Genomic DNA, 24,941 nt, shown 5'->3' with positions numbered 1-24,941 from the left:
CCTCATCGCGCATCCCTGCCGTAAAGATAATAGGCCGAGCAGGCCCCTTCGCTCGACACCATGCACGCGCCGACGGGATGCTCCGGCGTGCAGCCTTTGCCAAACACCGGGCAGTCCCCCGGCAGGCATTTCCCTTGAAGCACCTCGCCGCAGCGACAGGCGGGATTTTCCCGGCCGGTGATCTCCGGCAAGGCGAATTTTTTCCGCGCGTCAAAATCCGCAAAAGCGTCTTTCAGGCGCAGTCCCGAATTCGGGATCACGCCGATGCCCCGCCATCTTGCGTCGCAGGGCGCCATCATGGCAGCCACGAGCTTTTGCGCCGCCGGACTGCCCTCCGGGCGCACCACCCGGGGATAGCAGTTCACAAAAAACGCTTCTCCTTGGGCGCCCCGGCTCAGCGCCACGGCCAGCGCCGTCACGAGCTCCGCCGGGGTGAAGCCGGCCACCACCCCGCTGACGCCCCGGCGAGCCAACGCCTCGCAGATACCGGTGCCGGTGATCGCGTGCACATGCCCCGGGTACAAAAAGAGATCGGTGCTGTCCTTCATCGCCTCGTAGGCGCCGGGCATCGTTTTGTTGGCCGTCAGCAGGGAAAAGTTTGTAAGCCCCAAAGCCGCCGCCTCCCGCACCGCCAGACAGGCCGCCGGCGTCGTCGTCTCAAAACCCACCGCGAGAAACACCACGGCTTCATCGGGATGGGCCGTCGCGTAGGCCGCCGCGTCCTGGGGGGCATAAACCACCTGGATGCGTGCGCCCCGCCTCCGGGCATCGGCCAGGCTCATCGTTGATCCCGGCACCCGCACCAAGTCGCCGAAGGTGCAAATCGTCGCGCCGAGATCCAGCGCGAGCATCACCGCCTCATCGATATAATCCACCGGCGTCACGCAAACCGGACAGCCCGGTCCGGAAATCAGTCGCACCTGGGGCGGCAGCAAACTCCGGATGCCCTGACGAAAGATCTCGTGCGTATGGGTGCCGCATACCTCCATGATGGACAAGGGCGGTCCGTCATAAGCTTTAAGCCGCGCGATGGCCCGTTCTGCCGCTGTCACAGCAGATTCTCCAGCAGATCCGCCGCTTCATCCTCGTCGTCGCCGGTGATTTTGGCGATGGCCGCCCCAGCGTGCACCATCACGTAATCCCCGGGGGCTAACGTCTCGAGCAGCGCCGCGGAAACTTCCCGCTTCGCTCCCGACGCGTCCACCACCGCCGTGTCTTTATCCTTGAGCCTGACCACACGAGCCGGCAATCCTACACACATCTTTGTCTCCTTCTTTTTTCTTTATTGATCGATTTTTGTTGCTGATTTTTATTTTGACAGCGCCCCGGCTTCAAGCCGGCTCGCCGCGATCACCGCCTGGCCCAGCGCAAGGCCGCCGTCGTTGGGTGGCACCAGATGATGCACCAGCACCGTGAAGCCCCGCGCCTCAAGGGCATCCCGGGTGAGTCGCGTCAGTAACTTGTTTTGAAACACCCCGCCGGACAGCGCCACGGTGGCAAGCCCCCGCGACTCGCGCAGTTTTCCGCAGGCCGCCGCGGCTTGCGCCGCCAGCCCCGCGTGAAAGCCATAGGCCAGCTCGGCCGCCGGCCGGCCGGCCGCGATCCCGTCGCGGACCCGGCGCACCAGTGCCGGCGTGTTGAGCAGCAGGCCACCCGACCCCTGCAAAATGAGTGGGCTGTCGTCCAGACCCGGAGCGTCACCCCGCCAGCCCTCGGCGCAAAATTCCAGCGCGATCGCCGCCTCGCCTTCAAAGGTCGACTGGCGGCACAGGCTCAGCATCGCCGAAACGCCGTCAAACAGGCGCCCGGCGCTGGTCGAGGTCACCGTGTTCATCCGGCGGTCGATCATCGCGCATTGGGCTTTTGCCGCGGCGGCTTCGCACAGGCCGAGATCGGCGGCACAGGCAGCCGCCGCCCCGGCGTCCTTCGTGAGGTCGTAGAGCAGGGCGACCGCAATGCGCCAGCCTTCCCGGGCCGACGCGTCACCGCCGACCTGGTTAAAGGGAACGACATGGCCGACCCGTTCATAACCCCGACAGTCGGCAATGAGGATTTCCCCGCCCCAAATCGTGTGATCCGGACCGTAGCCCGTGCCGTCGAAGGCGAGACCAATCACCGGACCGGCCGCGTCGTTTTCCGCCAGGCAGGCCGCGATATGCGCATGATGATGCTGCACCGCCGCCACCGGCAGCCCCAGCCCGATCGCGACCCGGCTCGATTCGTAGCGCGGGTGCAGATCGCAGGCCACCGCCTCCGGTGCCGCTTCGAGCAGGGCGGTCATCCGGGCGATGCTTTCCTTGAGGGCGGCCACCGTGCGCACATCGGCCAGATCCCCGACGTAGGCCGAGGGATAAAACAGCGGCCCCTTACCGATGCAAAAGGTATTTTTGAGTTCCCCGCCGACCGCCAGCACCTGATGGGTCAGCGGCTGGGAGCACATCACCGGGAGCGGCGCGTAGCCTCGGGAGCGGCGCACCATGTAGGGAGCGCCGTCCAGAAAATCCATAACGCTGTCGTCCGCCCGGGTGCGAATCGGCCGGTCATTCGACAGGATCAAATCACACAGATCCCCCAGCTCCTGCGCCGCCTCGGCATCGTCTCGGCAAATCGGCGCTCCGGACACGTTGCCGCTGGTCATCACCAGAAGATCGGGCACTGCCACCGCGTCGCCGCAATCGTCATAATTAAAGAGCAGCAGCTGAATCGGCGCGTAGGGCAGCATGAGCCCCAGCGTCGGCATCCCGGGGGCCACCGCAGCCGCCGCGCGGCCAGAGGCCTTTTTCGGCAACAGCGCGATGGGCTTTTGGTGTCCGGTGAGCACGATGCGCTGGGTCTTTCCGATCGCGCACTCCCGCTCGGCCGCCGCCACATCCCGCGCCATCACCGCGAAGGGTTTGGCCGGCCGGTGCTTGCGCTGCCGCAGGCGCATCACCGCCGCCTGATCCGTCGCGTCACAGCACAGATGAAAGCCGCCGATCCCCTTGACCGCGACCACCCCGCCGCCGGCGATCACCCGGCGGGCGGCTGTGATTGCCGCACCGCCTTTGAGATTCTGCCCGATGACATAAACCTCGGGGCCGCAGTCGTTGCAGCACACCGGCTGCGCATCGTAGCGCCGGCTTTCGGGATCGTGATATTCCGCCGCACAGGTGTCGCACATCGGGAAGGCCGCCATGCTGGTGCGCTCCCGGTCGTAGGGCAGCGCGTCGAGAATCGTCAGCCTCGGGCCGCAGCAGGTGCAATTGATAAAGGGATGCTGATAGCGGCGGTTGGCCGAATCGGCAAGTTCTGCCGCGCAGTCGTCGCAGATGGCGATGTCCGGCGAGATATAAATCTCCCCGGCTGTCTTTTCGCTCTCGACGATGTCAAACGTGGGATAGGTTGGCGCATCACTCACCTTTTGATGGTCCAGCTTGAGGATGGCCGCCCGCCGGGGCGGCTCGTTTTCAACCGCCGCGGCAAAGGCCGAAACCGCCTCAATCCGGCCCTGGGCCAGAATCTCCACGTAGGGGCCCTTGTTGCAGACGCTGCCGGTGATGCCGAAGCGCGCCGCGTGCCGGCTCACCGCGGGGCGAAAGCCCACCCCCTGCACGATGCCGTACACCCGCAGCCGCCAGGTAACCACGCCGCTCATCCCTGTCCCAGCTTTCCGGAAAGGGCAAAATGCGGAAAGGGCAGCCATTCGCCGTTAAAATCCGGCGCCAGCGGCTCGAGCGTCGGATCGGCCGCAATCATATCGAAGCCGCCGCCCGCCGCAAGCTCGGTGAAATCGTCCTCCTCCGCCAAAGCCACATCCCCCGCTTGGGTCAGCGCCGGATCCATCATGAACCAGCACCCGACGGTCACCGAGGCCGCGCCCGCCGCCAAAAGCTGCTCGCGCAGGGTATTCGCCGCCACCTGCTGATGCACGACGAGCACCCGCCGGCCGCGGGCTTCCGACCCGCCTGCAAGCTTGACAGCGGCCGGATAAGCCACTTCATAGGGCGTCCCAAAACGCGCTTCAAGCCGGCGTGCCGCCTCAAGCCCTGACGGCGCGACGACGAGATTCTTCTCCGCACAAGCCGCCCGACACACATCGGGAAGATTTGCCCCCATGCCGTAGGTCACGATCTCCCGAAAGCCTTCGGCCTTAAGCGCCTGCGACAAGCCTTCAAGGGTTTTGGCGTCCATGTCTAACGGCGTGGCCCCGAGCACTCCGACGTGTCCGGCTACCGCCTCTCCGGGCTCGGCAAAGGTCTCGAACAGCGCCGCGAAGGCGGCGGACGCCCCGCGATCATAAAGCGCCATACCGTCCGTCGGCAGGCTGATCACCGGCAGGCCCGTGCGTTTTTCGGCCATGCGTTTTAACGCGCGAAAATCCGTGCCGATCACCGCAGGCACCGGCGTGCCGACCAGCGCCACAAAATGCACCTCGATCCGGTCACAGGCCAGGGCCAGCTTGTCGATCAGGCGGTCGTCGCGCCCCATGATGGCATCCATGTCCCGAAGCCCGGCGGAAAACACCGCGCTTCTCTGAGACAGCCAGCGAGGCTCGTCAAAGCCGCAGATATTGCCGGTGCAGCCGCCGGCGTCGACGACGACGATGATGCCCCCCAGTTCGTAAAGCACCGACACCGCCCCGGACTGGTCCGGCGCGAAGGGGGTGAGCACTTTTCGCAAGCCTTTCATCGCGGGCTCCTTTCCTTCGTTTTCGCCTTTGCGAGCGCGGCCGTCACCCCTTCGTAAAACCGGCGCAGCCCGGCAAAGCCGAAGGGCTGGGCTTCGTCGTTCCAGCGCAGATTCGGCACATCGGGGTGATAATAGGTCGCGTCGGCGCCGATGGTGATGTCCGGGCGCACCGGCGTCGCGTAATACAGCATCGACGGTTCCAGATTGGAATAAATGCGCGTGCCCGGGCTGCGCTCGGCAATGCCCTCGATCCAGGGATACACCTCCGGCATCACCGTGCCGAAAATCTCCGACACCGCAAAGCCCGCCTGCAGCAGCGCCAGGGCGAGCTCGAAGGGATTGGCATTTTGTACCTCGCCGACGGCAAAGGTCAAGCCGGGATGGGCCTTCTTAAGCACCGTCTGCGCAGCCATCGCCCGGTCCCGCTCCGCCGCGAAATCAAAGTTCACCTCCAGGGCCCGCCCCAGCGCCGTATATTGGCTTTCGATTTTGTCGATCTGATAAAGCCGCATCAGGGCGATAAAGGGCATGCCCAGCCGCTTCTCAAGGTCGGCGGCGGCGGGCAGCGCCTCAGCGTTTAACACCAGGTTGAAATTGGCCTCCGCCATGCGCTCAAAAGCTGCGAAATCCGCCATCCGGCTGATCTCCCGGATCCGCCTGACCCCGGCCTGCCGCAGCAAACCGTAAAGTTCGCAGTCATCCGTCAGCGGCGTGAAATAGCCCAGCAGATTCACGCTGGTGCCCCGGCGCCCCACCGGCTCGAGCAGCGAATACAGCGACTGGCGCACGTGCACCATCGGAGGCCGCTGCCCTTCCCGGGTCAGCGCGTACATATAGCACGGCCGCACCCGCACGCCGGCGGCGGCTTCCGCCTTGCGGCACACCCGCTCCATATCGGTGCCAAGGAGCGCATCCACGCAGGTGATGCAGATCATCACCACGGCGGGCTTTTGGGAAAGGCTTTCCACCACCTCGCACACCGCCTGGGGAATCTTGGTCAGATGCCGCCCGGTAACCAGATCGGTTTCGTCCATCGTCAGGTAAAAAAAACGATGGCGATAGGCCGGCAGCTCCGAGAGCGCCGAGGTATTGCGCCCGCAGCACCCAGGCGAAACGATGAGCATCACCGACTCCGGCACGGCGAGGCCCGCTCGCTTGACACCAAAGCCCTCGGCCCCGGGAGAATTATAAGCCAAAGTTGCCGGCGAGCTGTAAATCAGCCGGGTATGACTGATGAGCGCACCGGGAATATCCGCCTTTCCCCGGGCGGAGAGCTGCGCCGCGGTGAAATAAATCGCTTCTGGTTGGCTATTGACGGCTGTCGTCATGGCGCTCCTCGTTCCATAATCTTTGGGCCAGGCCGGTGAAAATCCCGCTGATCGGCGCCTCCGGCGCCCCTTCGATAACCGTCATTCCCCGATCCTCGCAGGTGTTGATGGCATCGCTTCGCGGAATGTCGGCAATAACCGCGAGCCCCCGCTGGTCGGCAAAGGCGCGCACCTTGGCTTCCTCGTCCGGCACATTGCGCCGGTTGAGCACAATGCCGCCCATCTGCGCGTAATCCCGGTCTTCAAAATTGCGCACCGCCGTGCAGATATTGTCCGCCGCGTAAAGGGCCATCTTCTCGCCGGAGGTCACGATGAGCACGCGGTCGGCATAGCCCTCGCGGATCGGCGCGGCAAACCCGCCGCAAACCACATCCCCCAGCACGTCAAAGAGAATCACGTCCGGCGCTTCCCGGGCGATCAGATCCAACTCTTCCAGAATATTGAAGGTGGCAATAATGCCCCGCCCGGCACAGCCGAGCCCCGGGGTCGGGCCGCCGGTCTCGATGCAGAGCACCCCGCCGAAGCCCCGGGCCGAGATGGCTTCGAGGGTTTCCGGCGCCGCATCCTCCCGCAGCAGGTTCATCACCGGGGTCAGCGGCTCGCCGCCCAATAAATTGATGGTGGAATCGGCCTTGGGATCGCAGCCGATTTGAATCACTTTTTTCCCGAATCGGGCAAAGGCTGCCGCCAGATTGCTGGTGACCGTGGATTTGCCGATGCCGCCCTTGCCGTAAACGGCGATTTTAATCATAACTTTCTCCTGATGCCGGTTCGCTGCCCGGCGGTTTCGGCCGCGCCGCCGCGCAATAAAAAAACTTCCGCCGGCAGACGAAAGTGTGCATGGCCCGCCGAATCGAGGGACCCTCGAAACAAACGGTGCTCGGTGCATAACCAACTTCCTGCTCGGGGTGCGGCCTCGCGGTCAGTAGTACGCTTTGATGGTTTAATAACGCTCGATTGAAAGGCGCAACGCTCCTGATGGGCGTCCGCGTTTTGTCTCGGCGATTTTTGGGCGCGTCACCTTGTGCTTGGTGACGGCCTGCCAAAATGGCATTTTGATGATTGTCTTCATTATAAAGGATGAGACCGCTGCCGTCAAACGGCAACGGCTTTTCTGAAAATCCGGGCGCTTTTTCAGCCGGGAACTATCCGCCGCGCTTGACATCTGACGATTCAATAATATAATATAAATTATTATTTACGTTCAGCACGGCAACCCGCCAGACTACTGGAAGGATCATTTATGGGGGCTTCTATAAAAAATTACATCAAAAAAAATTGGCGACATCTCTTTACCTTTGCCTGCCTGGTCCTTCTGATTTTATTGACCTGGCTCGCCTTCGGCAACGCGGTCAAAACCTTTCCGCCGCTCTTCCGCCTGCTGCAAAAAGGCGACGAGCATCAAATCGCCGCCTATCTCGAGCGTCAGGGCCAGTGGCACGGCATTCTCGTGATCGTTTTGTTTTCGATCATTCAGGTGATCAGCATCGTGATCCCGGGAATGGCTATCCAGATCGCCGCCGGCCTGATTTACGGCTGGTGGAAGGCGTTTTTCATGTGTTATTTCGGTTTTGTGGCCGGCAATTGTCTGGTTTTTATTTTTGCCAGGCAGGTCGGCGACCGCCTGACCCATCACTTTACCTCGCGCAACAAGGACAGCTGGATCATGAGTAAGATCAACTCCAGCAAGCCGGAATTTGTCTTCGGCATGGCCTGCCTGATTCCGGGGATCCCCAACGGGATCATCCCCTACATCGCCGCCACGTCCAAAATCAGGTCCGTCGGCTTTGGCATAGCCGTCGCCGCCTCGAGCTGGCTGCAGATTCTGCTCAACTGCCTAGCCGGCGCCTTCCTGATGCGGGGGCAGTACCTCTTCGTGGTACTCTCTTTCGCCGCACAGGTCCTGCTTATCGTCGTGATGTTCTTAAAACGCGACTGGTTTCTGAGCAAGTTTTAAAAATCGTCATCAAAAAAGGATGTGCCCATTGATATGTACCCAAAATCCTGGACACATCCTTTTTATTTTGCTTTTTTGCGAACGACGCAAATCACCTGAGATCAACGCAAAAGAAATACCGGACCGACAATCGCGAAAATCGCCACAATCCCGGCGGCGATTCTCAGCAGCAGCACATTCTTCAGCAAATCGATTATGGGGATACCCTCCTGATTTACTCCAGTGCAGCGGCGCTGTCCTCCAAGCGAGAGATCACATGGATATTCTGGGGGCAGGCATCTTCGCACTGGCCGCAGGCAATGCAATCCGAGGCCCTGGTGCCGACCTTATCTGTCGCAAAGGCATAGGCCGCCTTGGCATCTTCCGTTTTATGGTAGAGAATTTCCTTATTCATCGCCGTGAAAATATCGGGGATCGGCATGCCAATCGGGCAGCCCGGCATGCAGTAATGGCAGGCGGTGCAGGGAATCGAGTCAATATCCGCGATGGCCTGCTGTGCCTGGGCAATCACCCGCTGCTCCTCGGTGGACAGGGGTTTGAAAGCCCGCATATAGCTCAGGTTGTCGTCCATCTGTTCGAGGGTGGACATCCCGGAAAGCACGGTGATCACCCCATCCAGCGAGGCGGCAAAGCGCACTGCCCAGGAGGCCGGCGATGCGGCCGGATTGGCTTCCTTTAAAATTTGAGCCACCGGCGCCGGCGGATCGGCCAGAAGTCCGCCCTTGACCGGCTCCATCACGACGATGGACACGTTGTGGGCGCGGGCCACTTCGTAATTCGCCCGGGATAAAATCTTCAGATCGTCCCAATCGGCATAATTGAGCTGCAACTGCACAAAATCCACGTCCGGGTGGTCGGTCAGAAGCTTATCCAGCAGGCCCGGCTTGTCGTGAAACGAAAAGCCCCAGTGCTTGATCAGCCCTTTTGCCTTCTGCTCCTTCACAAAGTCCCAGATGCCATAGTCGTCGTATTTGTCGAGGTTGTCTTCTTTGATCGAGTGCAGCAGATAAAAATCGAAATAGCCGGCACCGGTGCGTTCCAGACTGGTATAGAACTCCTGCTTGGCCGAGGCTTCGTCCTCACAGCCCATCCAGGCGCAAAGCTTGGTCGCCAGTTTAAAGGATTCCCGGGGGTAACGCTCTACCAGAGCCTTGCGGGCCGCATCCTCCGATCGGCCGTCGCCGTAAACATAAGCCGTGTCAAAATAATTGAGGCCGGCGGCCATAAAATGGTCGACCATGGCCTTGGTCTGCTCCAAATCGATCTCGGCATCGCTGCCGGCAACCTTAGGCAGGCGCATCAGGCCGAAGCCGAGATGCCCGATTTCCTGAAAATGTTGTTTGTCTTGATTAATCATCCTTTTTCTCCCAGCTCTTGTGTTTTTTGTTTATTATAATACAAAATTTGGACTTCTTTTGCAATTTTTAAATTTAATTCACAGACACAAAAAAACACCGAAACGACTGAAACGTTCCGGTGTTTATCATCATATTTTATTTACTGGTGGGGGCGTAGCGGTGAATCACGGCGGCCGCCTTGTTGATCGGCATGGTTTGCAGGACGATCTTGCCCGGCCCGGTGAGGGTGGTGTTGAACAGCCCTTCACCGCCGAGGAGCACGTTCTTCACGCCCTTAACCCGCACAATGTCCATCCTGACGCTTTCTTCCATCGCCACCAAATAACCGGTGTCGACCACCTTCGTTTCTCCGGCCGCCAGGTCGTAGGTGATGGCCGAACCGTCAATTTCAATAAACACCAGCCCTTCGCCGATGTAGCGCTGCATGATGAAGCCCTCGCCGCCAAAGAAGCCGGCACCCAGTTTTTTCTGGAAAAAGACCTTCATGTCCACGCTTTCCTGACAGGCCAAGAACGCGCCCTTCTGCGCGATCAGACTGTTGCCCGGCGAGATATGAATCGCCTTGATCTCACCGGGGAAACTCGAAGCAAAGGCAATTTCCCCCTCACCTCTCGCAATGTAATGATTAAAAAACATCGATTCTCCGCTGACCATGCGACCCATCATCTTTCCGAAGCCGCCGCCTTTGGTCTGCATCTCGATGGTGTTATCCATCCATGACATGCCGCCGGATTCACACTTGATGCTCTCCCCCGCGGCCAATTTACAAATCGCAACTGGTAAATTACCTCCTGAAATTTTGTATTGCATGCTTTCGCCTCCTTTGTAATGGTTTTGTTTTTTTAGCATATCAAGCGGAGGCTTTTTTGTCAAGCGCTATTATTTTTCGGCTTCGCCGAGGGGCACGCGGTTCACCGCCGTCACCATCTCCCGCACATAGGCCTCGACATAGGACCCGGCGTCCCGGCCGTGTTCGGCCACGAGGTTCACGACGGCCGAGCCCACAATCGCCCCGTCGGCAATGGCCGCCATTTCGACCGCCTGCTCTGGCGTGTGAATGCCAAAGCCGATGCCGATGGGCACATCGCTTACTTCGCGGATCGCCAACACCATCGCGTCGAGGTCCGTCGTGATCGCCGAGCGCATCCCGGTGACCCCCATGGAGGAGACGAGATAGATAAAGCCTTTGGCCTCGGCGGCGATTTTCTGGATGCGCGCTTCGGAGGTCGGCGCGATCATCGAGAGGACCGCCACCCCGTAGCGCTCGGCCACATCGGCGGCTTCGTGCTTCTCTTCAAAGGGAATATCGGGAATGATGGCCCCGTCGATGCCCGCCTCGGCGCAGCGCCTGAAAAACGCGTCGTAGCCGTAATGGAAAAAAGGATTGGCATAGCCCATCAGCACCATCGGGATATCGATGGTCTCCCGTAGGCGGCCCACCATGGCGAAGATGCCGTCCACCGTGGTGCCCGCAGCCAACGCGCGGATATCCGCTTCTTGGATCACCGGTCCTTCGGCGATGGGATCGGAAAAAGGAATGCCGATTTCGATCAGCGATGCCCCGGCATCCGCCATGACGGCAATGAGCTTTTCGGTGGTGGCCAAATCCGGATCGCCGGCAGTGATAAAGGGAATAAACGCTTTGCGATCTTTAAAGGCGTCTGCAATCTTACGCATCGATGTCCTCCTTCAGGTTGATGCCGCGGTAGCGCGCGATGGCCGCCACGTCCTTGTCGCCCCGCCCCGACAGGCAAACGACAATGCTGTCGTCCGGCGAGAGGATCGGCGCAAGCTTCATGGCCTGGGCCACGGCGTGGGCGCTTTCGATGGCGCAGATGATGCCCTCGGTGCGCGCCAGGTATTCAAAGGCGGCCACGGCCTCGTCATCGGTGACGGGCACATAACGCGCCCGGCCAATATCCCGCAGATAGGCGTGCTCCGGCCCGATGCCCGGATAGTCGAGACCCGCCGATATGGAATAGACCTCGCCGATCTGGCCGTCGTCATTCTGGCAGAAATAGGATTTCATCCCGTGGAAGATGCCCAGGGTGCCCGCGGCCATCGTGGCCGCGTGTTTGCCGGTGGCAATGCCCCTGCCCGCCGCCTCGCAGCCGATGAGGGCGACGCCGTCGTCCGGCTCGAAGGCGTGAAACAGGCCGATGGCGTTGCTGCCGCCGCCGACACAGGCCAGCACCGCGCGGGGAAGCTTCCCTTCGGCTTCGAGAATCTGTCTTCGGGCTTCTACCCCGATCACCGATTGATAGTCTCTGACGATTTCCGGAAAGGGGTGAGGCCCCATCACCGAGCCGAGCACGTAGTGGGTGTCGGCCACCCGAGAGGCCCATTCGCGCATGGCCGCGTTCACCGCGTCCTTAAGCGTCATCGTGCCGGTGGTCACCGCGTGCACCCTGGCGCCGAGCAGCTCCATCCGGTACACATTAAGCGCTTGGCGCTCGGTGTCAAGCTTGCCCATGAACACCTCGCAGGATAGGCCGATCAGCGCCGCCGCCGTGGCCGCAGCCACCCCATGCTGCCCCGCGCCGGTTTCGGCGATGATGCGGGTCTTTCCCATCTTCTTGGCGAGCAGGCACTGCCCCAGCACGTTGTTGATTTTGTGCGCGCCGGTGTGATTCAGGTCTTCCCGCTTAAGATACACCTTCGCCCCGCCGAGGTCCTTCGTCATGTTGTCAGCGCGATACAACAGCGAGGGTCTGCCGGCATAATTGACCAAAAGATCCGTCAGTTCTTTCTGAAAGGCCGGATCCTGCTGACTTTTGCGGTAGCTCGTTTCGAGATGAATGAGCTCATTCATGAGGGTTTCAGGCACGTACTGCCCACCGAAATGCCCGTAGCGCCCCCGGGCGTTCGGCACCTTTTCCATGGGTTGATAGCTTTTAGGATTGATCATTTTTTCCTCCAATCATCGTTCAAATCGTTTGTCAGAGCCCGAAAGCGCGCCACGCAGGCCGCGATCTTCGCCGGATCCTTGGCTCCGTCGGTCTCGACGCCGCTGCTCAGATCCACCCCCGCCGGATGAAGCCTGAGCGCCTCGGCGAGATTTTCGGCGTTGAGCCCGCCGGATAAAATAAAGGGCCGGCCCAAATCATCAATCTGCCGCCAGTCGAAGCGCTCGCCGGTGCCGCCCCGGCCGTTGTCGAGGATGATGATATCGGCCGTCGAAGCCTCCGCCCGCCACAAATCCTTCGCCGAGGCCATGGCGAAGGCCTGCACGATGGGGCAATGGACGCGCGCGCGCAGGGCCGCAATGGTCGCCTCGGTCTCGTGGCCGTGAAACTGCACCGCATCGATCACGCCTCGGCGCAGCAGCGCCGCGATCTCTTCAAGGGGATTGTCCGCAAAAACGCCGACCGCGGTGATGGCTGGATCCAGCATCGCGCGCATCGCCGCCGCCTCCCGGTGGCTTACACAGCGGCGCCGCCCCGGCGCAAAGACAAACCCGATTTGATCCGGCCGGCTGGCGTTGACCGCCGCGATATCGACCGGGCGCATCATCCCGCAGATTTTAATGCTCGCCATGACTGCCTGCTTTCAGCGCGCGCAGGGCCGCCTGCCGGTCGTCGGCCCGCATCAATGTCTCCCCAACCAGCGCCGCGTCCACACCGATGGCGTTAAGCATTGCCACATCCGCCGCACGCTTCACGCCGCTTTCCGAAACATAAAGCTTATCCCTCGGGATTTTTTCCCGCAGGCGCAGGGCATTGTCAAAATCCACCTCGAAGGTTCTGAGGTTGCGGTTGTTCACCCCGATGACCCGCGCCCCGGCGGCCAGCGCCGTCTCGATCTGGGCCGCGTCGTGAGCCTCCACCAACGCGGACAGGCCGAGGCCATCGGCAATTTCGATCCCGCGGGAAAGTTTTTTCTCGTCGAGAAGCGCCGCAATGAGCAGCACCGCCGAAGCGCCCAAGCACTTGGCTTCATAAATCTGATACACGTCGACGGTAAAATCCTTGCGCAGCACCGGCACGGCCACGGCGTTCGCGATCTGCTCGAGATAATCATCGCAGCCGAGAAAATAATCCGGTTCGGTCAGGCAGGAGACGGCCGCCGCCCCCGCCGCCGCGTAGTCCCGGGCGATTTCGAGATAGGGAAAATCCGACGCGATCAGCCCTTTGGAGGGCGACGCTTTCTTCACCTCGCAGATGAAGGCCAGCTCCGGCCCGGCCAGGGCCGCCTCGAAGGGAAAACCCGTGTCCGCCGACAGGGCCTCAACCCGGACGATCATCTCGCGAAGCGGCACGCGCTCTTTCGCAGCCGCCACCCGCCGCGCCGCTCCCGCCGCGAGGGTCTCCAAGATATCCGCCATTTCAAGCCTCCTTGAGCTTGGTGGTCAGCGCGACAAAATCGTCCAGCTGTTTGGCTGCCGCCCCGCTGTCGATCAGCGTCGCTGCCTTTTCAATCGTATCGGCCAAAGGGGCGCCCGTGGCAATGTGGATGCCCGCACCGGCGTTGAGGAGCACGGCGTTGCGCCGGGCGCCCGGTTCCCCGGCGAGCACCGAGCGGACGATGGCCGCGTTTTCCGCCGGGGTGCCCCCCGTCAGCTCCTGCTTGCGGCACAAAGCCATACCGTAATCCTCCGGATAAAGGGTATAATTCGTGAAGCGGCCGTCCGTCACCTCGCAGACCGTCGTCGGCGCGGATGCGGAGATTTCGTCCAGTCCGTCCTGGCCGTAGACCACCATCGCCCGGGTCACCCCCAGGTTGCTCAGCACCCGGGCCAGCGGTTCCACCAGGGATTCGTCGTAAACCCCCATGAGTTGCATCGTGGCCCCCGCCGGATTGGTCAGCGGGCCGAGGATGTTAAACACCGTGGGGATCGGCAGTTCTTTTCGCACCGGCGCCACGTATTTCATCGACAGATGATAGTTCTGGGCGAACATAAAGCAGAAGCCCAGCGCGTCGAGCACCTGCTTACTTTTTTCCGGCGGCAGATCGATGGCCGCGCCCAGAGCTTCGAGGCAGTCGGCCGTGCCGCAGCGGCTGGTCGCCGCGCGGTTGCCGTGCTTGGCTACCGGCACCCCGCCGGCCGAGACGACGACGGCGGCCACCGTCGAGATATTAAAGGAATTGGCCCGGTCTCCGCCGGTCCCGACGATTTCCAGCACCGGCCGGTCGTTGAGCAGCTTCACCGCATGACTGCGCATCCCCTTGGCGCAGGCGGTGATCTCCGTGATGGTAGCCTCTTTGATGGCCAGCGCCGTCAAAAAAGCCGAAATCTGATTTTGGGTGCAGTCCCCGCCCATGATCTCGTCCATGGCCGCTTCTGCGACCGCTCCGCTTAAATCCTCGCCGTCTGCCAACTTGACAATGGCTTCGTTAATCATCTGATCCTCCTGATTTTTCGTAAAATCCATCTGATCCTTCTGGTGTCCTGGTGAACCGGCTGGGAACGGGGCGATGCTTCTTAACAGCCTGTGCCGCTTTAAGCCATTAAAAAACGCCCTCGATGAAAATCAATTCATCAAGGGCGAGGCCTGTCATTTTTAATAATACGAAAAAGTCCCGCGGTGCCACCTTATTTTGTGTTCCCACACGCTTAGCAGGATACCAACATATCCCCGGCAACTAACGCATGCCCTCGCGTCGCGGCGTACTCGGCTGTCAGCCTTTGCCCGCGCCCTCTGCGGTCCATTTGCGAATCGGCGTTCCGCCCGGATCCCAGCATCCCGAGCTCTCTGAAAGTGCCCCTTTCGTTTGATCTCCGCATCGACGGTTTTCATAAAAGATTGGCTTTATTATAGGCGCCGCTTTTTCTGCTGTCAAGCGCCGCGGTGTATTTTTTGCGAAACAAGCTCAGCGCAGGGCGACCGCAAAGGTGTTCTCGCCAAAAGCTTCGCCGCCGTCGCCAAAGGCCGCCGCATAAAAAGTGCGCAGCGCCCAGACCAAAGGATTATCCGCAAGCCCGTCGGAGAGCACCTTCGGATCGGTGGTCAAGAGCTTCGCCGAATCGCCGCCGGCAAAGTCTGCCATGGCCTGATCGGAAATCTTGCGGATCACCGTGATGAGAAAGGTCTGAGCATCTTCCCAGTCCAGCGTGATCGCGCCTTCCGCATCGCCGATGTCCTCCAGGGTATCCATGATGCCCTCGAGCTCATACGCCAGCGCCGCAGACGCCCCGGCAACCACTTCGTAGCGATTTTGCACCCGGCCTGCGTCGAGTCCGTGGGCCGCCGCCTCCTCCGGCGAAAGGTCCCCCGCCGAGATCGCGGCCTGCTGGCCGTCCCGGGGCAAAAGCCGCATTTCAAAAATCCGTTCGTCTTCTGTCGTGAGGATCATATTGCTTCCTTTCTATCTCCATGCTATTTCGATGCCTTGTCCTCGTGGTTCCCGCCTTATCGGCGAATATCAATCTGGCAGCTGGCCATGGTTTCGAGGGCCGCCGCGTGTTTTGCCGGCGTGACCCCGGCGCAGCAGGCCGCGTCCACGGTGATGGGCGTCTCCGGCAGCGCCGCTTTGATGAGCAGCGCATTGGACACCACGCAAATATCCGTGCATAAGCCGACGAGCTCGATTTCGATCTCGCCCTGAGTCCGGGCGACCACCATAACGTTCATCAGATTCAGCGAGCCGAAGGTCGGCTTGTCGATCACATGATCCGCCGGGATCAGGGCTCCAATATCCGGATACAGCTGCCAGCCCGGAGTGCCGGCGATGCAGTGGGCCACCGGCAGGTGACGGCCTTCCCGGGTCTCGAGGTAATTTTCCGGGTGGGTGTCCCGGGTGGCATAAACGTCTTCCGGCGGATAAGCCTTGATTTTGGCGACCACCTTTTCGACGATGGCCTCGGCCTCCGGGGTGCCCAGACTCCCGTCGATAAAATCTTTTTGCATGTCCACCACGATTAGAATTTTGCGCATGGCTTTCTCCTTGTGAATATGAAATCTACGGGTTGATTTTGCTGCCGATAAAGGCGAAGAAGCGGGTCAACAGCCGCATGCAGGGGATCACCGCGATGGCAAAAACCACGAAGAGCATGAAGCACTGCGGGGAAACGGCATGGATATCAAACAGACCGCGCAGGGCGACGATTGCCGCCACAAGCCCGACGGCGCAGCCCACGATCACCCCGATACGGAATTTGTTCATGGGCATGGAAATGTTGTGCAGAATCATAAAACCGACGATGGCGAGCAGCAGCGTGGCCGCCACGGAGATATCCTTCGCCGCGACCCCGAAGGTCTGCCCGAAAACCACCAGCGCCGCGATGGCCAGAAAATCGGTGAGGGCCGCCGGCATGGCCCGCAGCAGCACCGTCTTGGCAAAATCGCCGCGGATGCGCCGGCTGTTGGCTTCCATCGCAAGGAAAAACGCCGGGATGCCGATGTTAAAGCCCGAAATCAACGAGATCTGCGACGGCGTCAGCGGATAGGTCACCACCGAAATAATGGTGAAGATCGACAGCAGCAACGAAAAGATATTTTTCACTAAAAACAGCGTCGCCGAGCGCTCGATGTTGTTGATGACCTGACGCCCCTCGGCCACGATCTGGGTCATGTGGGAAAATTCCGAGTCGAGCAGGGCCACCTGGGCCGCCTGCACCGCTGCCTCGGAGCCGGCCGCCATGGCGATGGAGCAGTCCGCGTCCTTCATCGCGAGAATGTCGTTCACCCCGTCGCCGGTCATGGCCACGGTATGCCCCTGGCTCTTTAATGCGCCAACGATCTGGCGCTTTTGTTCCGGCGTGACCCGGCCGAACACCGTCGTCTTTTTTACCGCGTCTGCGATTTTGTCCGCATCGGTGAGGATTTGCGCGTTTACATAGCGCTCCGCCCCGGCGATGCCCGCCCGGCGGGCCACCTCGGATACCGTCACCGGGTTGTCGCCGGAGATCACTTTCACCGCCACCCCCTGGGATGCAAAATAGGCGAAGGTGGCCGGCGCCGTTTCCCGGATCGGGTTTTGCAGCATGATAAAGAAAATCGGCGTGACGGTTGCGGCCAGGCCGTCTTCCGGCACCGGCACCGAACCCGCGCCGTATTCCCCGAAGACCACCACCCGCAGGCCCCGGCTGGCGTAGGCGTCGACGCTTCTGCGGTAGCGGGAGTAGTCCCCCGCGAGCACGATTTCCGGCGCGCCGAGCACATAGGTCGCGTCATCAAGCTGCACGGCGGAATATTTATAGCGCGACGAAAAGGGTAGCGCGCTGACAGCCTCGATCTCAACCTTTCCGAAATAATCGCAAAGGGCGCGGTTGGTGGCGTTGTCGTCGGGCAGCGCCCCCAGATAGCGGCCGACCTCGGCCCCATAATCCTCGATGGCGCGGGCCGTCATCGGGCGGGCGGCCACCGCCTCGGCGACGAGCATATCGTTGTCGGTGATGGTGCCGGTCTTGTCCACACAAAGCACGTCCACCCGGGCCAGGGCCTCGATGCTCTTCATGTCGTGGAGCATCACCTGCCGGCGGGCCAGCCGCACGGCGGAAACCGCGAGGGTGACCGAGACGAGCAGGTAAAGCCCCTCGGGAATCATGCCGATCAGCGCCGCCACCGCGGATTTGACCGCCGGCGCGAAGCCTGTCCCCTGGATGCCGATGCTCTGCACCAGCAGGATGGTGCCGATGGGGATGATGAGGATGCCGGCCACTTTGACAAACCCGTCGATGGTGCGCACCATTTCGGACTGTTCGCCATCGCCTAAGCTCTTGGCCTGCAGGGTGAGCTTGGCAATATAGGCGTCGGCGCCCACGGCGGTCAATTCCGCCCGGCACTCGCCGCTGACCACGAAGGAGCCGGACATCAGGGCATCCCCCGCCGTCTTCGTGATTTCATCGCTCTCTCCAGTGAGCAGGGCCTCGTTGACCGCCACTTCCCCGGCCAGTACCCGGGCGTCCGCTGGAATCTGGACGCCGGCGGACAGCACCACCACATCTCCGAGCACGAGGTCGTCCGTGGGCAGCGTCACCGGACGGCCGTCCCGCAGAGCCGTGGCCGTCGGCGCGTTCATAATCGACAGGTTATCGAGAACTTTTTTTGCGTGAACCTCCTGAAAAATCCCGATGAGGGTGTTGGCCACGATCACCGGCAGGAAGGTCAGGCTGTTAAAGGCGCCGGCGATGACGAGCAGCAGCGCCATCACCAAAAAAATCAGGTTGAAATAGGTCAGGGTATTTTCCCGGATGATGTCCTTCACCGTTTTGGCCGAGCTGTCCACCTGGGCGTTGCCCTGGCCCCGGCGGCGCCGGCTCTCGGCCTCCCGGCTCGTCAGTCCGGTTATTTGTTGATTGGCTTGATTCATGTTGATCGGTCTTCCATTCTTAAAAATTCACGGCGGTTTGATTGGCCTTTATTATAACACAGCTGGGCCCAAACGCATCCCCTTCTCCCGGGTTTTGGCACGAAAAAACCTCCGCGTTTGTGCGGAGGTCTGGGCCCGGGCGCTATTTAAGCTTGAGTCTGGCCATCGCCCGGGAGAGGGCCGCCCGGCTTTTGTGGTACTCGTGGAGGCTCTGCTTTTGGCGCAGGCGCTCCTCGGCGCGTTCCTTGGCCGCCCGGGCGCGGTTCGCGTCGATCTCTTCCGGCTTTTCTGCCGTATCCACCACTACCGTCACTTTGTTGTCGGCCACCTCGGCAAAGCCCATGCCCGTCACGGCGATCTGGGTGTTTCCGGCATCGTCCACCATGCGCAGCACGCCGTTGGTCATCGCCATCAACGTCGCCTCGTGATGAGCCAGGATCTGCTTCTCCCCGTCGGTGCAGGGGATGGTCAGCGAGGTGCAGGGCCCGTCGTAAAAAACGTGGTCCGAGGCCACAACCTTCAAATTAAAAACGGTCATAGCGCACCTCAGCTTTCGCCCTTGAGCTGTTTATCTTTGGCCCGCACGTCGTCGATGGTGCCGACGTTAAAGAACGCCGCTTCGGCCACGTCGTCGAGTTCGCCGTCCAAGATGGCCTTAAAGCCGCGGATGGTTTCCGCCACGGGCACATAAACCCCGGCCGCGCCGGTGAATTGCTCCGCCACATGGAAAGGCTGGGACAAGAAGCGCTGAATCTTGCGTGCGCGGGTCACCGTGAGCTTGTCCTCGTCGGAAAGCTCTTCCATCCCGAGGATGGCAATGATGTCCTGCAGCTCCTTGTATTTTTGCAGCATGGCCTGAACCCGGCGCGCCGTTTGGTAATGTTCTTCCCCGACCACGTCGGCCTCGAGAATGCGGGAGGTGGATTCCAGCGGGTCCACCGCCGGATAAATCCCCTGTTCCACGATCTTTCGCGAGAGCACCGTGGTGGCGTCCAAATGAGCAAAGGTCGTAGCCGGGGCCGGGTCCGTCAGGTCGTCGGCCGGCACATAAACCGCCTGCACCGAGGTGATGGAGCCGTTTTTCGTGGAGGCGATGCGCTCCTGCAGCTGGCCCATTTCGTTGGCCAGCGTCGGCTGGTATCCCACCGCCGAGGGCATGCGCCCCAAAAGCGCCGAGACCTCGGAGCCCGCCTGGGTAAAGCGGAAGATGTTGTCAATAAAGAGCAGCACGTTCTGGTGCATTTCGTCCCGGAAATATTCCGCCATGGTCAGGCCCGTTTCCGGCACGAGCATGCGCGATCCCGGGGGCTCATTCATCTGGCCGAAGACAAGCGCCGTCTTTTCGAGCACGCCGGACTCGCGCATTTCGGTATAAAGGTCGTTGCCTTCCCGGGAGCGTTCGCCGACCCCGGTGAAGATGGAATAGCCGCCGTGCTCGGTGGCGATGTTGCGGATCAGCTCCTGAATGAGCACCGTCTTGCCGACGCCGGCCCCGCCGAAGAGCCCGATCTTGCCGCCCTTGGCGTAGGGCGCGAGCAAATCGATAACCTTGATCCCGGTCTCAAGCATTTCCACCGCCGGGCTTTGATCTTCGAACTTCGGCGGCTCCCGGTGGATCACCCAGCGGGGAGTGTCGGCCAGCGCCCCGCCGTTATCCAAGGGTTCCCCGGTGACGTTAAAGAGGCGGCCGAGCACGGATTCGCCCACCGGCACCTCGATGCTCTTTCCGGTATCGGCCACGTCGATGCCGCGGGCAAGGCCCTCCGCCGCGTCGAGCAGAATGCAGCGCACGGTGTTGTCCCCGATGTGCTGAGAGACCTCCATGATAACATGCCGGCCGTCATGATCGGCGACCAGGGCGTTTTTAACGGCGGGCAGTTTCTCGTCCGCGAAGGTCACGTCGATAACCGATCCCATGACCTGTGTAATTTTTCCCTTCATCATTTTCCTTTCTGGGCTCTGGCGCCGCCGATAATTTCCGTAATTTCCTGGGTAATATTGGCCTGGCGCACGCGGTTGTATTCCAGCCGCAGCTCCGCCAGAATATCCTTGGCGGCATCCGTCGCGTTTTCCATCGCCATCACCCGGGCGTTTTGCTCCGAACAGTAGGATTCCACCAGCGCGCCGTAAACAAAGCCGACCACGTAGTCCGGCACGACGGTGCTGACCACCGCTTCCGCTGTCGGGTAGAGATCGAAGGTGTTCTGAATATCCTCGGCGGGCTCTGCCATCGTATTGGCGTCCAGGGGAAGCAGCCGAAATTTTTCGGCCGTTATCGTCGCCGCGTTCTGCATTCGGGTGTAAATTACATACACGTCGTCGATGTATCCTTCCCGGAACAGGTCGAAAATGCGGGTGCCGATGTCCCGGGCGCGGCCGAGGCTCGGATCCTGCGCGGTGTACATAAAATTCACATCAAAAGGGATGCGCCGCCGCCTTAAATAATGGACCCCCATCTGCCCGATGACATAAATCTGGTTGTTGGCCGTCTGCGCGAGGGAAGCCTCCAGCAGCTTGAAGATATTCTGATGGTAGGCCCCGGCAAGACCTTTGTCCCCAGTAATCACCAAGTAGGCCGTCTTGCGGTTTTCCGGCGCGATAGCGGGTCTTGCGTCGAAATACGGATGCTCAACATCCGGCAAGTGGTGCATCGCCAGCGACAACGCTGACTGAAGGGTATCAAAATAGGGCTCGGTGGCCTCCCGGGCCTTTTTCGCCCTGCGCATCTTGTTGTTGGAAATCATGTACATGGCATTCGTTATTTTCATCGTGTCCTCGACGGAGCCGATGCGGGTTTTCAGTTCTTTTGTGGATGCCATGTCAGGACCTCGACGCCATTAAATCCTTTGCCGTCGCTAAAATTTTTGCTTTGAGCGCGTCGTCTAATGATCGCTGCGTCTCAATGGTGTGGGCGATATCCGGCGCCTGGGTTCTAAACCCGTCGAGCAGGACGCGCTGTTCGGCTTTGATGCGCTCCACCGGCACCCCGTTCAGGACGCCGCCCTCCACACAAACCAGCGAGAGCACCTGATCCGACAACGACATCGGGCTGTGCACCGGTTGCTTGAGCAGCTCCATCAAGCGCTGGCCGTAGCCCAGCTGGGCCTTGGTGGCGTCGTCCAGATCGGAGGAGAACTGGGTGAAGGTCTCAAGCTCCCGGTATTGCGCCAGGTCGATGCGGATGCTGCCGGAGGCCGCCTTCATGGCCTTCGCCTGAGCCGCGCCGCCAACACGGGAAACCGAAAGCCCGACGTTGACGGCCGGGCGGGTGCCCGCGTGGAACAGCGCACTTTCGAGGAAGATCTGACCGTCGGTGATCGAGATGATATTCGTCGGGATATAGGCCGAGACGTCCCCGGACTGGGTTTCGACAATCGGCAGCGCCGTGATGGAGCCGCCGCCCAGCGCGTCCGACAGATGGCTCGAGCGTTCGAGCAGGCGGGAATGCAGATAAAAAACGTCACCCGGATAGGCCTCGCGTCCCGGCGAGCGGCCGAGCAGCAGTGACAGGGTGCGATACGCCACCGCATGCTTGGACAAATCGTCGTAAATGATGAGCACATCTTTGCCGGCGTGCATATAGTGCTCGGCGATGGCCGTGCCGGTGTAGGGCGCGATGTACTGCAGGGACGCCGGATCCGCCGCGGAGGCCGACACGATGATGGAATAATCCAGCGCGTCGTGGGCTTCGAGGGTGCGAGTCAGCTGGGCCACGCTCGAGGCCTTCTGGCCGATGGCCACATACACGCAAACCACATCCTTGCCCTTTTGGTTGAGCATGGTGTCCACTGCGATAGTGGTCTTCCCGGTCTGGCGGTCGCCGATGATCAGCTCCCGCTGGCCGCGGCCGATGGGAAACATAGCGTCGATAGAGAGAATGCCCGTTTCCATCGGCGTGTCGACCGGCTGGCGGTCGAGGATCCCCGGCGCGGGCGACTCCACCGGACGACTGCTGTCCGACGGGACAGCACCTTTGCCGTCGAGGGGGTCCCCCAGCGCATTCACCACCCGCCCGAGAAAAGCGTCCCCCACGGGCACGGCCATCTGCTCGCCGGTGCGGTGAACTTCCATCCCCTCGGCCACGTCGCGGTCCCGGCCGAACAAAATGCAGCGGATCAGATCGGATCCGATATCGAGCACCATGCCCCGCTCCCCGGATTCAAAGGTCACCACCTCGCCGTAAAAAGCCTTGTTCATTCCGTAAACGGAGACGATGCCGTCGCCAACAGTGAGCACCGTGCCCACCTCGCGGACGTTGTCGTCCCGGTTGAAATTGGCGATTTCATCCTCGAGTACGCGGATGATTTGTTCTGAATTCATCTTCTCACCTCCGAGCGTATGCGCTGCGATAGCTGGCCGAAGCTACCGGCGACGCTGTGATCGTAAACATAATCCTGAATGCGGATTTTATAGCCGCCGATGAGCGTCGGGTCTTTCACCACCACCCAGTCGATATCCCGCACGCCGAATTTTTCAAATACCAACACCCTGAGCATGGCGTGGCTGGGTTCTTCCCCGGCGTACCACAGGGTGCCGACGCCGCGGCCGGCCTCCACCGCCCGGCGCATCAGATAATTTTCGAAAATCGCGCCGATGCGGCCGATGGCCCCGTGGCGGCAGAGCACGCAAAGATACGGAACGATGGCCTCGGGAAAGATCCGCGCGATGGCCCGGGCTTTATCGGCGCTGGCCGCCGCAGGATTCGCCAGCACCCTTTTAAGCGCCGGGTTTTCCGCGAGAATGGTCCGCGTGTCGTCAATCACCGCATCCGAAAGCTTTAGGGCCATCAGCACCTCGGTGTCATTTTGAACCGCTTGATCAGCGAATTTCGCCATGGCAGACCTCCGTCGGCACCTCGCCGCTTTCCAGGGCTTTGCGCGCCGCCTGCATCGCCAGATCCGCGATGGCATCCTGAACTTCTCTTTCGGTTTGGGCGCGTTCTTCCGCCAGCTGCCTGCGGGCTTTCGCCATCAGGGCATCGGCTTCCCGCTGTGCTTCTGCCATTTTGTCCGCCGCCATTGCTTCCGCCTTGGCGCGGGTTTCTGCCATGAGCTTCGCGCTTTCTTCTTTGGCGTTTTCCATCGAAGTTTCGTACTGCGTTTTTAAATCCTCGGCCGCTTCTCTGGCCATTTTCGCCTGAGCAAAATCGTCCTCGACGATCCGGCGGCGTTTGGCCAGCGTCTGCTGCAGCGGCTTAAAGAGAAAATGGCGCAGCAAAGCGTAAAGAATCAGCAGGTTGATCACCGTAAAAAGCAGATTGATATCGATCTTTAACATGCCAGCTCCCTGCCCTTTCTAATCTTCCGATCGGCCGTTAATATCAAAAGCTTCATCAGGGAGTTAGCCCAGCATGATAATGATAAGCAGGCCGATGACGAAACCGTAAATAGCGGTGGCTTCCGCCAAGGCGCAGCCCAAAAGCAGGTTCTTGGTGATCTTACTTTCCGCTTCCGGCTGACGGGCGATGGCATCCATCGCCTTGCCCGTGGCAATGCCGATGCCGATCCCGGCGCCGATCCCCGTTAAAACTGCAATCCCGGCACCCAGTGCTACTAATAATGCATTCATTTTTTGACTCCTTCACTTTTCGTTTGTTTGAATAACGATTTGAAAACATAATCACCGCAAACCTACGCAATGGCCTCTTTCATAAAGAGCGCCGTTAAAAATACGAAAACATAGGCCTGAATCAGCCCGTCGAAAATGTCGAAATACATATTGAAAGGGATGGGCAGCACCGCCGGGCAAACGGCTTTGATAAGCTCCATCACCACAAAAGATCCCAGCACATTGCCGAACAGCCGCATACACAGCGACAGCGGCCGGATCCCGATTTCAAGAATATTGAACGGCGTCATGATGGGCATCGGCTCCGCAAAGCTCTTGAAGAACCCCTTGGCGCCCTTTTGATGCCACCCCGAATACTCGATCAGCACGATGGACATCAGCGCGAGGCCGATGGTCACGTTCAAATCCTTGGTCGGCGGCTTGAAGCCCGCCATCCCGATGAGATTGGACACGGCCAGATAAAGCAGCACCGTCGTTAAATACGGAATATAGCGCTTGCCGTCTTCCCCGAGGATCTCGTAAAAGAAATCGTGGCACCAACCCATCACCGACTCCAGAATCAGCTGCTTTTTGCCCGGGTGCTCGGCGGAAAGGCCATGCGTCATGAAAATCGCGAGCCCCACCAGAACCGCCATGATGATCCAGGTGACCACCACCGATTCGGAAATGCCGATGGTCACGCCGCCCAGTTTCAGACGGATGGCCGTCGCCACGTGCAGCTGAGCCTGCAAATCCTTTGAAAGATTGCCCAATTGATCACTTCCCTTCAGCGTCAGTCCGCTTGATAAAATACATGCCGCCGCCCGTCAG

Annotated in this window: 25 protein-coding genes; 1 reads left to right on the top strand and 24 read right to left on the bottom strand. The window is 60.7% G+C overall.

Annotated elements, in window-relative coordinates:
• Positions 1 to 2 precede the first annotated feature (2 nt).
• The 6 genes from hypD to V3C63_RS07865 are packed head-to-tail and all read right to left on the bottom strand — an operon-like array spanning position 3 to position 6,747.
• Positions 3 to 1,052, bottom strand: a complete 1,050-nt coding sequence (hypD, locus tag V3C63_RS07890) for a hydrogenase formation protein HypD (RefSeq protein WP_329887250.1) — start codon at positions 1,050 to 1,052, stop codon at positions 3 to 5.
• Complete coding sequence (locus tag V3C63_RS07885; protein ID WP_329887249.1) at positions 1,049 to 1,261, bottom strand: HypC/HybG/HupF family hydrogenase formation chaperone; 213 nt, start codon at positions 1,259 to 1,261, stop codon at positions 1,049 to 1,051. The genes hypD and V3C63_RS07885 overlap by 4 nt, the downstream gene beginning before the upstream one ends.
• Positions 1,262 to 1,309: 48 nt before the next feature.
• Positions 1,310 to 3,634 (bottom strand): carbamoyltransferase HypF, encoded by a 2,325-nt coding sequence (gene hypF, locus V3C63_RS07880; RefSeq protein WP_329887248.1) that lies wholly within the window; start codon positions 3,632 to 3,634, stop codon positions 1,310 to 1,312.
• Positions 3,631 to 4,668, bottom strand: a complete 1,038-nt coding sequence (locus V3C63_RS07875) for a nitrogenase component 1 (protein ID WP_329887247.1) — start codon at positions 4,666 to 4,668, stop codon at positions 3,631 to 3,633. The genes hypF and V3C63_RS07875 overlap by 4 nt, the downstream gene beginning before the upstream one ends.
• Positions 4,665 to 5,996: a nitrogenase component 1 gene (locus V3C63_RS07870; protein WP_329887246.1), complete on the bottom strand. Its 1,332-nt coding sequence runs from the start codon at positions 5,994 to 5,996 to the stop codon at positions 4,665 to 4,667. The genes V3C63_RS07875 and V3C63_RS07870 overlap by 4 nt, the downstream gene beginning before the upstream one ends.
• Positions 5,977 to 6,747 carry a nitrogenase iron protein NifH gene (locus tag V3C63_RS07865; protein WP_329887245.1) on the bottom strand — a complete coding sequence of 257 codons (771 nt, stop codon included), beginning with the start codon at positions 6,745 to 6,747 and terminating at the stop codon, positions 5,977 to 5,979. The genes V3C63_RS07870 and V3C63_RS07865 overlap by 20 nt, the downstream gene beginning before the upstream one ends.
• A 492-nt stretch (positions 6,748 to 7,239) precedes the next feature.
• On the opposite strand from V3C63_RS07865, the gene V3C63_RS07860 reads away from it, so the two are divergent.
• Entirely contained in the window at positions 7,240 to 7,953 is a 714-nt protein-coding gene (locus tag V3C63_RS07860; RefSeq protein ID WP_329887244.1) for a TVP38/TMEM64 family protein, read from the top strand.
• 214 nt (positions 7,954 to 8,167) lie between these two features.
• Here V3C63_RS07860 and V3C63_RS07855 read toward each other — a convergent pair whose 3' ends face one another.
• From V3C63_RS07855 to V3C63_RS07770, 18 genes are all read right to left on the bottom strand, one after another.
• Entirely contained in the window at positions 8,168 to 9,310 is a 1,143-nt protein-coding gene (locus tag V3C63_RS07855) for an aldo/keto reductase (protein ID WP_329887243.1), read from the bottom strand.
• Positions 9,311 to 9,446: 136 nt separating this feature from the next.
• The gene (locus tag V3C63_RS07850; protein WP_329887242.1) at positions 9,447 to 10,121 is read right to left on the bottom strand and encodes a TIGR00266 family protein; all 675 of its coding nucleotides are present in this window, start codon (positions 10,119 to 10,121) and stop codon (positions 9,447 to 9,449) included.
• Positions 10,122 to 10,190: 69 nt separating this feature from the next.
• On the bottom strand, positions 10,191 to 10,988 hold the full coding sequence (trpA, locus tag V3C63_RS07845; RefSeq protein ID WP_329887241.1) for a tryptophan synthase subunit alpha: 798 nt from the start codon (positions 10,986 to 10,988) through the stop codon (positions 10,191 to 10,193).
• The gene (gene trpB / locus V3C63_RS07840; protein WP_329887240.1) at positions 10,981 to 12,219 is read right to left on the bottom strand and encodes a tryptophan synthase subunit beta; all 1,239 of its coding nucleotides are present in this window, start codon (positions 12,217 to 12,219) and stop codon (positions 10,981 to 10,983) included. Before trpB ends, trpA begins: the two co-directional genes overlap by 8 nt.
• Positions 12,216 to 12,848 carry a phosphoribosylanthranilate isomerase gene (locus V3C63_RS07835; protein WP_329887239.1) on the bottom strand — a complete coding sequence of 211 codons (633 nt, stop codon included), beginning with the start codon at positions 12,846 to 12,848 and terminating at the stop codon, positions 12,216 to 12,218. Before V3C63_RS07835 ends, trpB begins: the two co-directional genes overlap by 4 nt.
• Positions 12,835 to 13,635 (bottom strand): indole-3-glycerol phosphate synthase TrpC, encoded by an 801-nt coding sequence (trpC, locus tag V3C63_RS07830; protein WP_329887238.1) that lies wholly within the window; start codon positions 13,633 to 13,635, stop codon positions 12,835 to 12,837. The genes V3C63_RS07835 and trpC overlap by 14 nt, the downstream gene beginning before the upstream one ends.
• Before the next feature lies 1 nt (position 13,636).
• Entirely contained in the window at positions 13,637 to 14,653 is a 1,017-nt protein-coding gene (trpD, locus tag V3C63_RS07825) for an anthranilate phosphoribosyltransferase (protein WP_329887261.1), read from the bottom strand.
• A 469-nt stretch (positions 14,654 to 15,122) separates the two neighbouring features.
• Positions 15,123 to 15,605 (bottom strand): hypothetical protein, encoded by a 483-nt coding sequence (locus tag V3C63_RS07820; RefSeq protein ID WP_329887237.1) that lies wholly within the window; start codon positions 15,603 to 15,605, stop codon positions 15,123 to 15,125.
• Between the two features lie 56 nt (positions 15,606 to 15,661).
• Positions 15,662 to 16,186, bottom strand: a complete 525-nt coding sequence (locus V3C63_RS07815; protein ID WP_329887236.1) for a cysteine hydrolase family protein — start codon at positions 16,184 to 16,186, stop codon at positions 15,662 to 15,664.
• A 25-nt stretch (positions 16,187 to 16,211) separates the two neighbouring features.
• A complete protein-coding gene (locus V3C63_RS07810) occupies positions 16,212 to 18,563 on the bottom strand; it encodes an HAD-IC family P-type ATPase (protein WP_329887235.1) in 2,352 nt (783 codons plus the stop codon).
• 142 nt (positions 18,564 to 18,705) lie between these two features.
• Complete coding sequence (gene atpC / locus V3C63_RS07805; RefSeq protein ID WP_329887234.1) at positions 18,706 to 19,101, bottom strand: ATP synthase F1 subunit epsilon; 396 nt, start codon at positions 19,099 to 19,101, stop codon at positions 18,706 to 18,708.
• 8 nt (positions 19,102 to 19,109) lie between these two features.
• Complete coding sequence (gene atpD, locus V3C63_RS07800) at positions 19,110 to 20,507, bottom strand: F0F1 ATP synthase subunit beta (RefSeq protein WP_329887233.1); 1,398 nt, start codon at positions 20,505 to 20,507, stop codon at positions 19,110 to 19,112.
• Positions 20,504 to 21,382 carry an ATP synthase F1 subunit gamma gene (gene atpG / locus V3C63_RS07795; protein WP_329887232.1) on the bottom strand — a complete coding sequence of 293 codons (879 nt, stop codon included), beginning with the start codon at positions 21,380 to 21,382 and terminating at the stop codon, positions 20,504 to 20,506. Before atpG ends, atpD begins: the two co-directional genes overlap by 4 nt.
• Before the next feature lies 1 nt (position 21,383).
• A complete protein-coding gene (gene atpA, locus V3C63_RS07790) occupies positions 21,384 to 22,883 on the bottom strand; it encodes a F0F1 ATP synthase subunit alpha (RefSeq protein WP_329887231.1) in 1,500 nt (499 codons plus the stop codon).
• Positions 22,880 to 23,398: a F0F1 ATP synthase subunit delta gene (locus V3C63_RS07785; RefSeq protein ID WP_329887230.1), complete on the bottom strand. Its 519-nt coding sequence runs from the start codon at positions 23,396 to 23,398 to the stop codon at positions 22,880 to 22,882. Before V3C63_RS07785 ends, atpA begins: the two co-directional genes overlap by 4 nt.
• Positions 23,382 to 23,840, bottom strand: coding sequence for a F0F1 ATP synthase subunit B (locus tag V3C63_RS07780; protein WP_329887229.1), 459 nt, complete (start codon positions 23,838 to 23,840; stop codon positions 23,382 to 23,384). Before V3C63_RS07780 ends, V3C63_RS07785 begins: the two co-directional genes overlap by 17 nt.
• 63 nt (positions 23,841 to 23,903) lie before the next feature.
• The gene (gene atpE, locus V3C63_RS07775) at positions 23,904 to 24,131 is read right to left on the bottom strand and encodes an ATP synthase F0 subunit C (RefSeq protein ID WP_329887228.1); all 228 of its coding nucleotides are present in this window, start codon (positions 24,129 to 24,131) and stop codon (positions 23,904 to 23,906) included.
• A 62-nt stretch (positions 24,132 to 24,193) separates the two neighbouring features.
• Entirely contained in the window at positions 24,194 to 24,883 is a 690-nt protein-coding gene (locus V3C63_RS07770) for a F0F1 ATP synthase subunit A (protein WP_425355367.1), read from the bottom strand.
• Between the last annotated feature and the right edge of the window lie 58 nt (positions 24,884 to 24,941).

Source organism: Pseudoramibacter faecis (genome assembly GCF_036289405.1).
Taxonomy (GTDB): Bacteria; Bacillota; Clostridia; order Eubacteriales; family Eubacteriaceae; genus Pseudoramibacter; species Pseudoramibacter faecis.
Note: the sequence above shows the minus strand (reverse complement) of the source record. Positions and strands in the feature narration are given on the sequence as shown.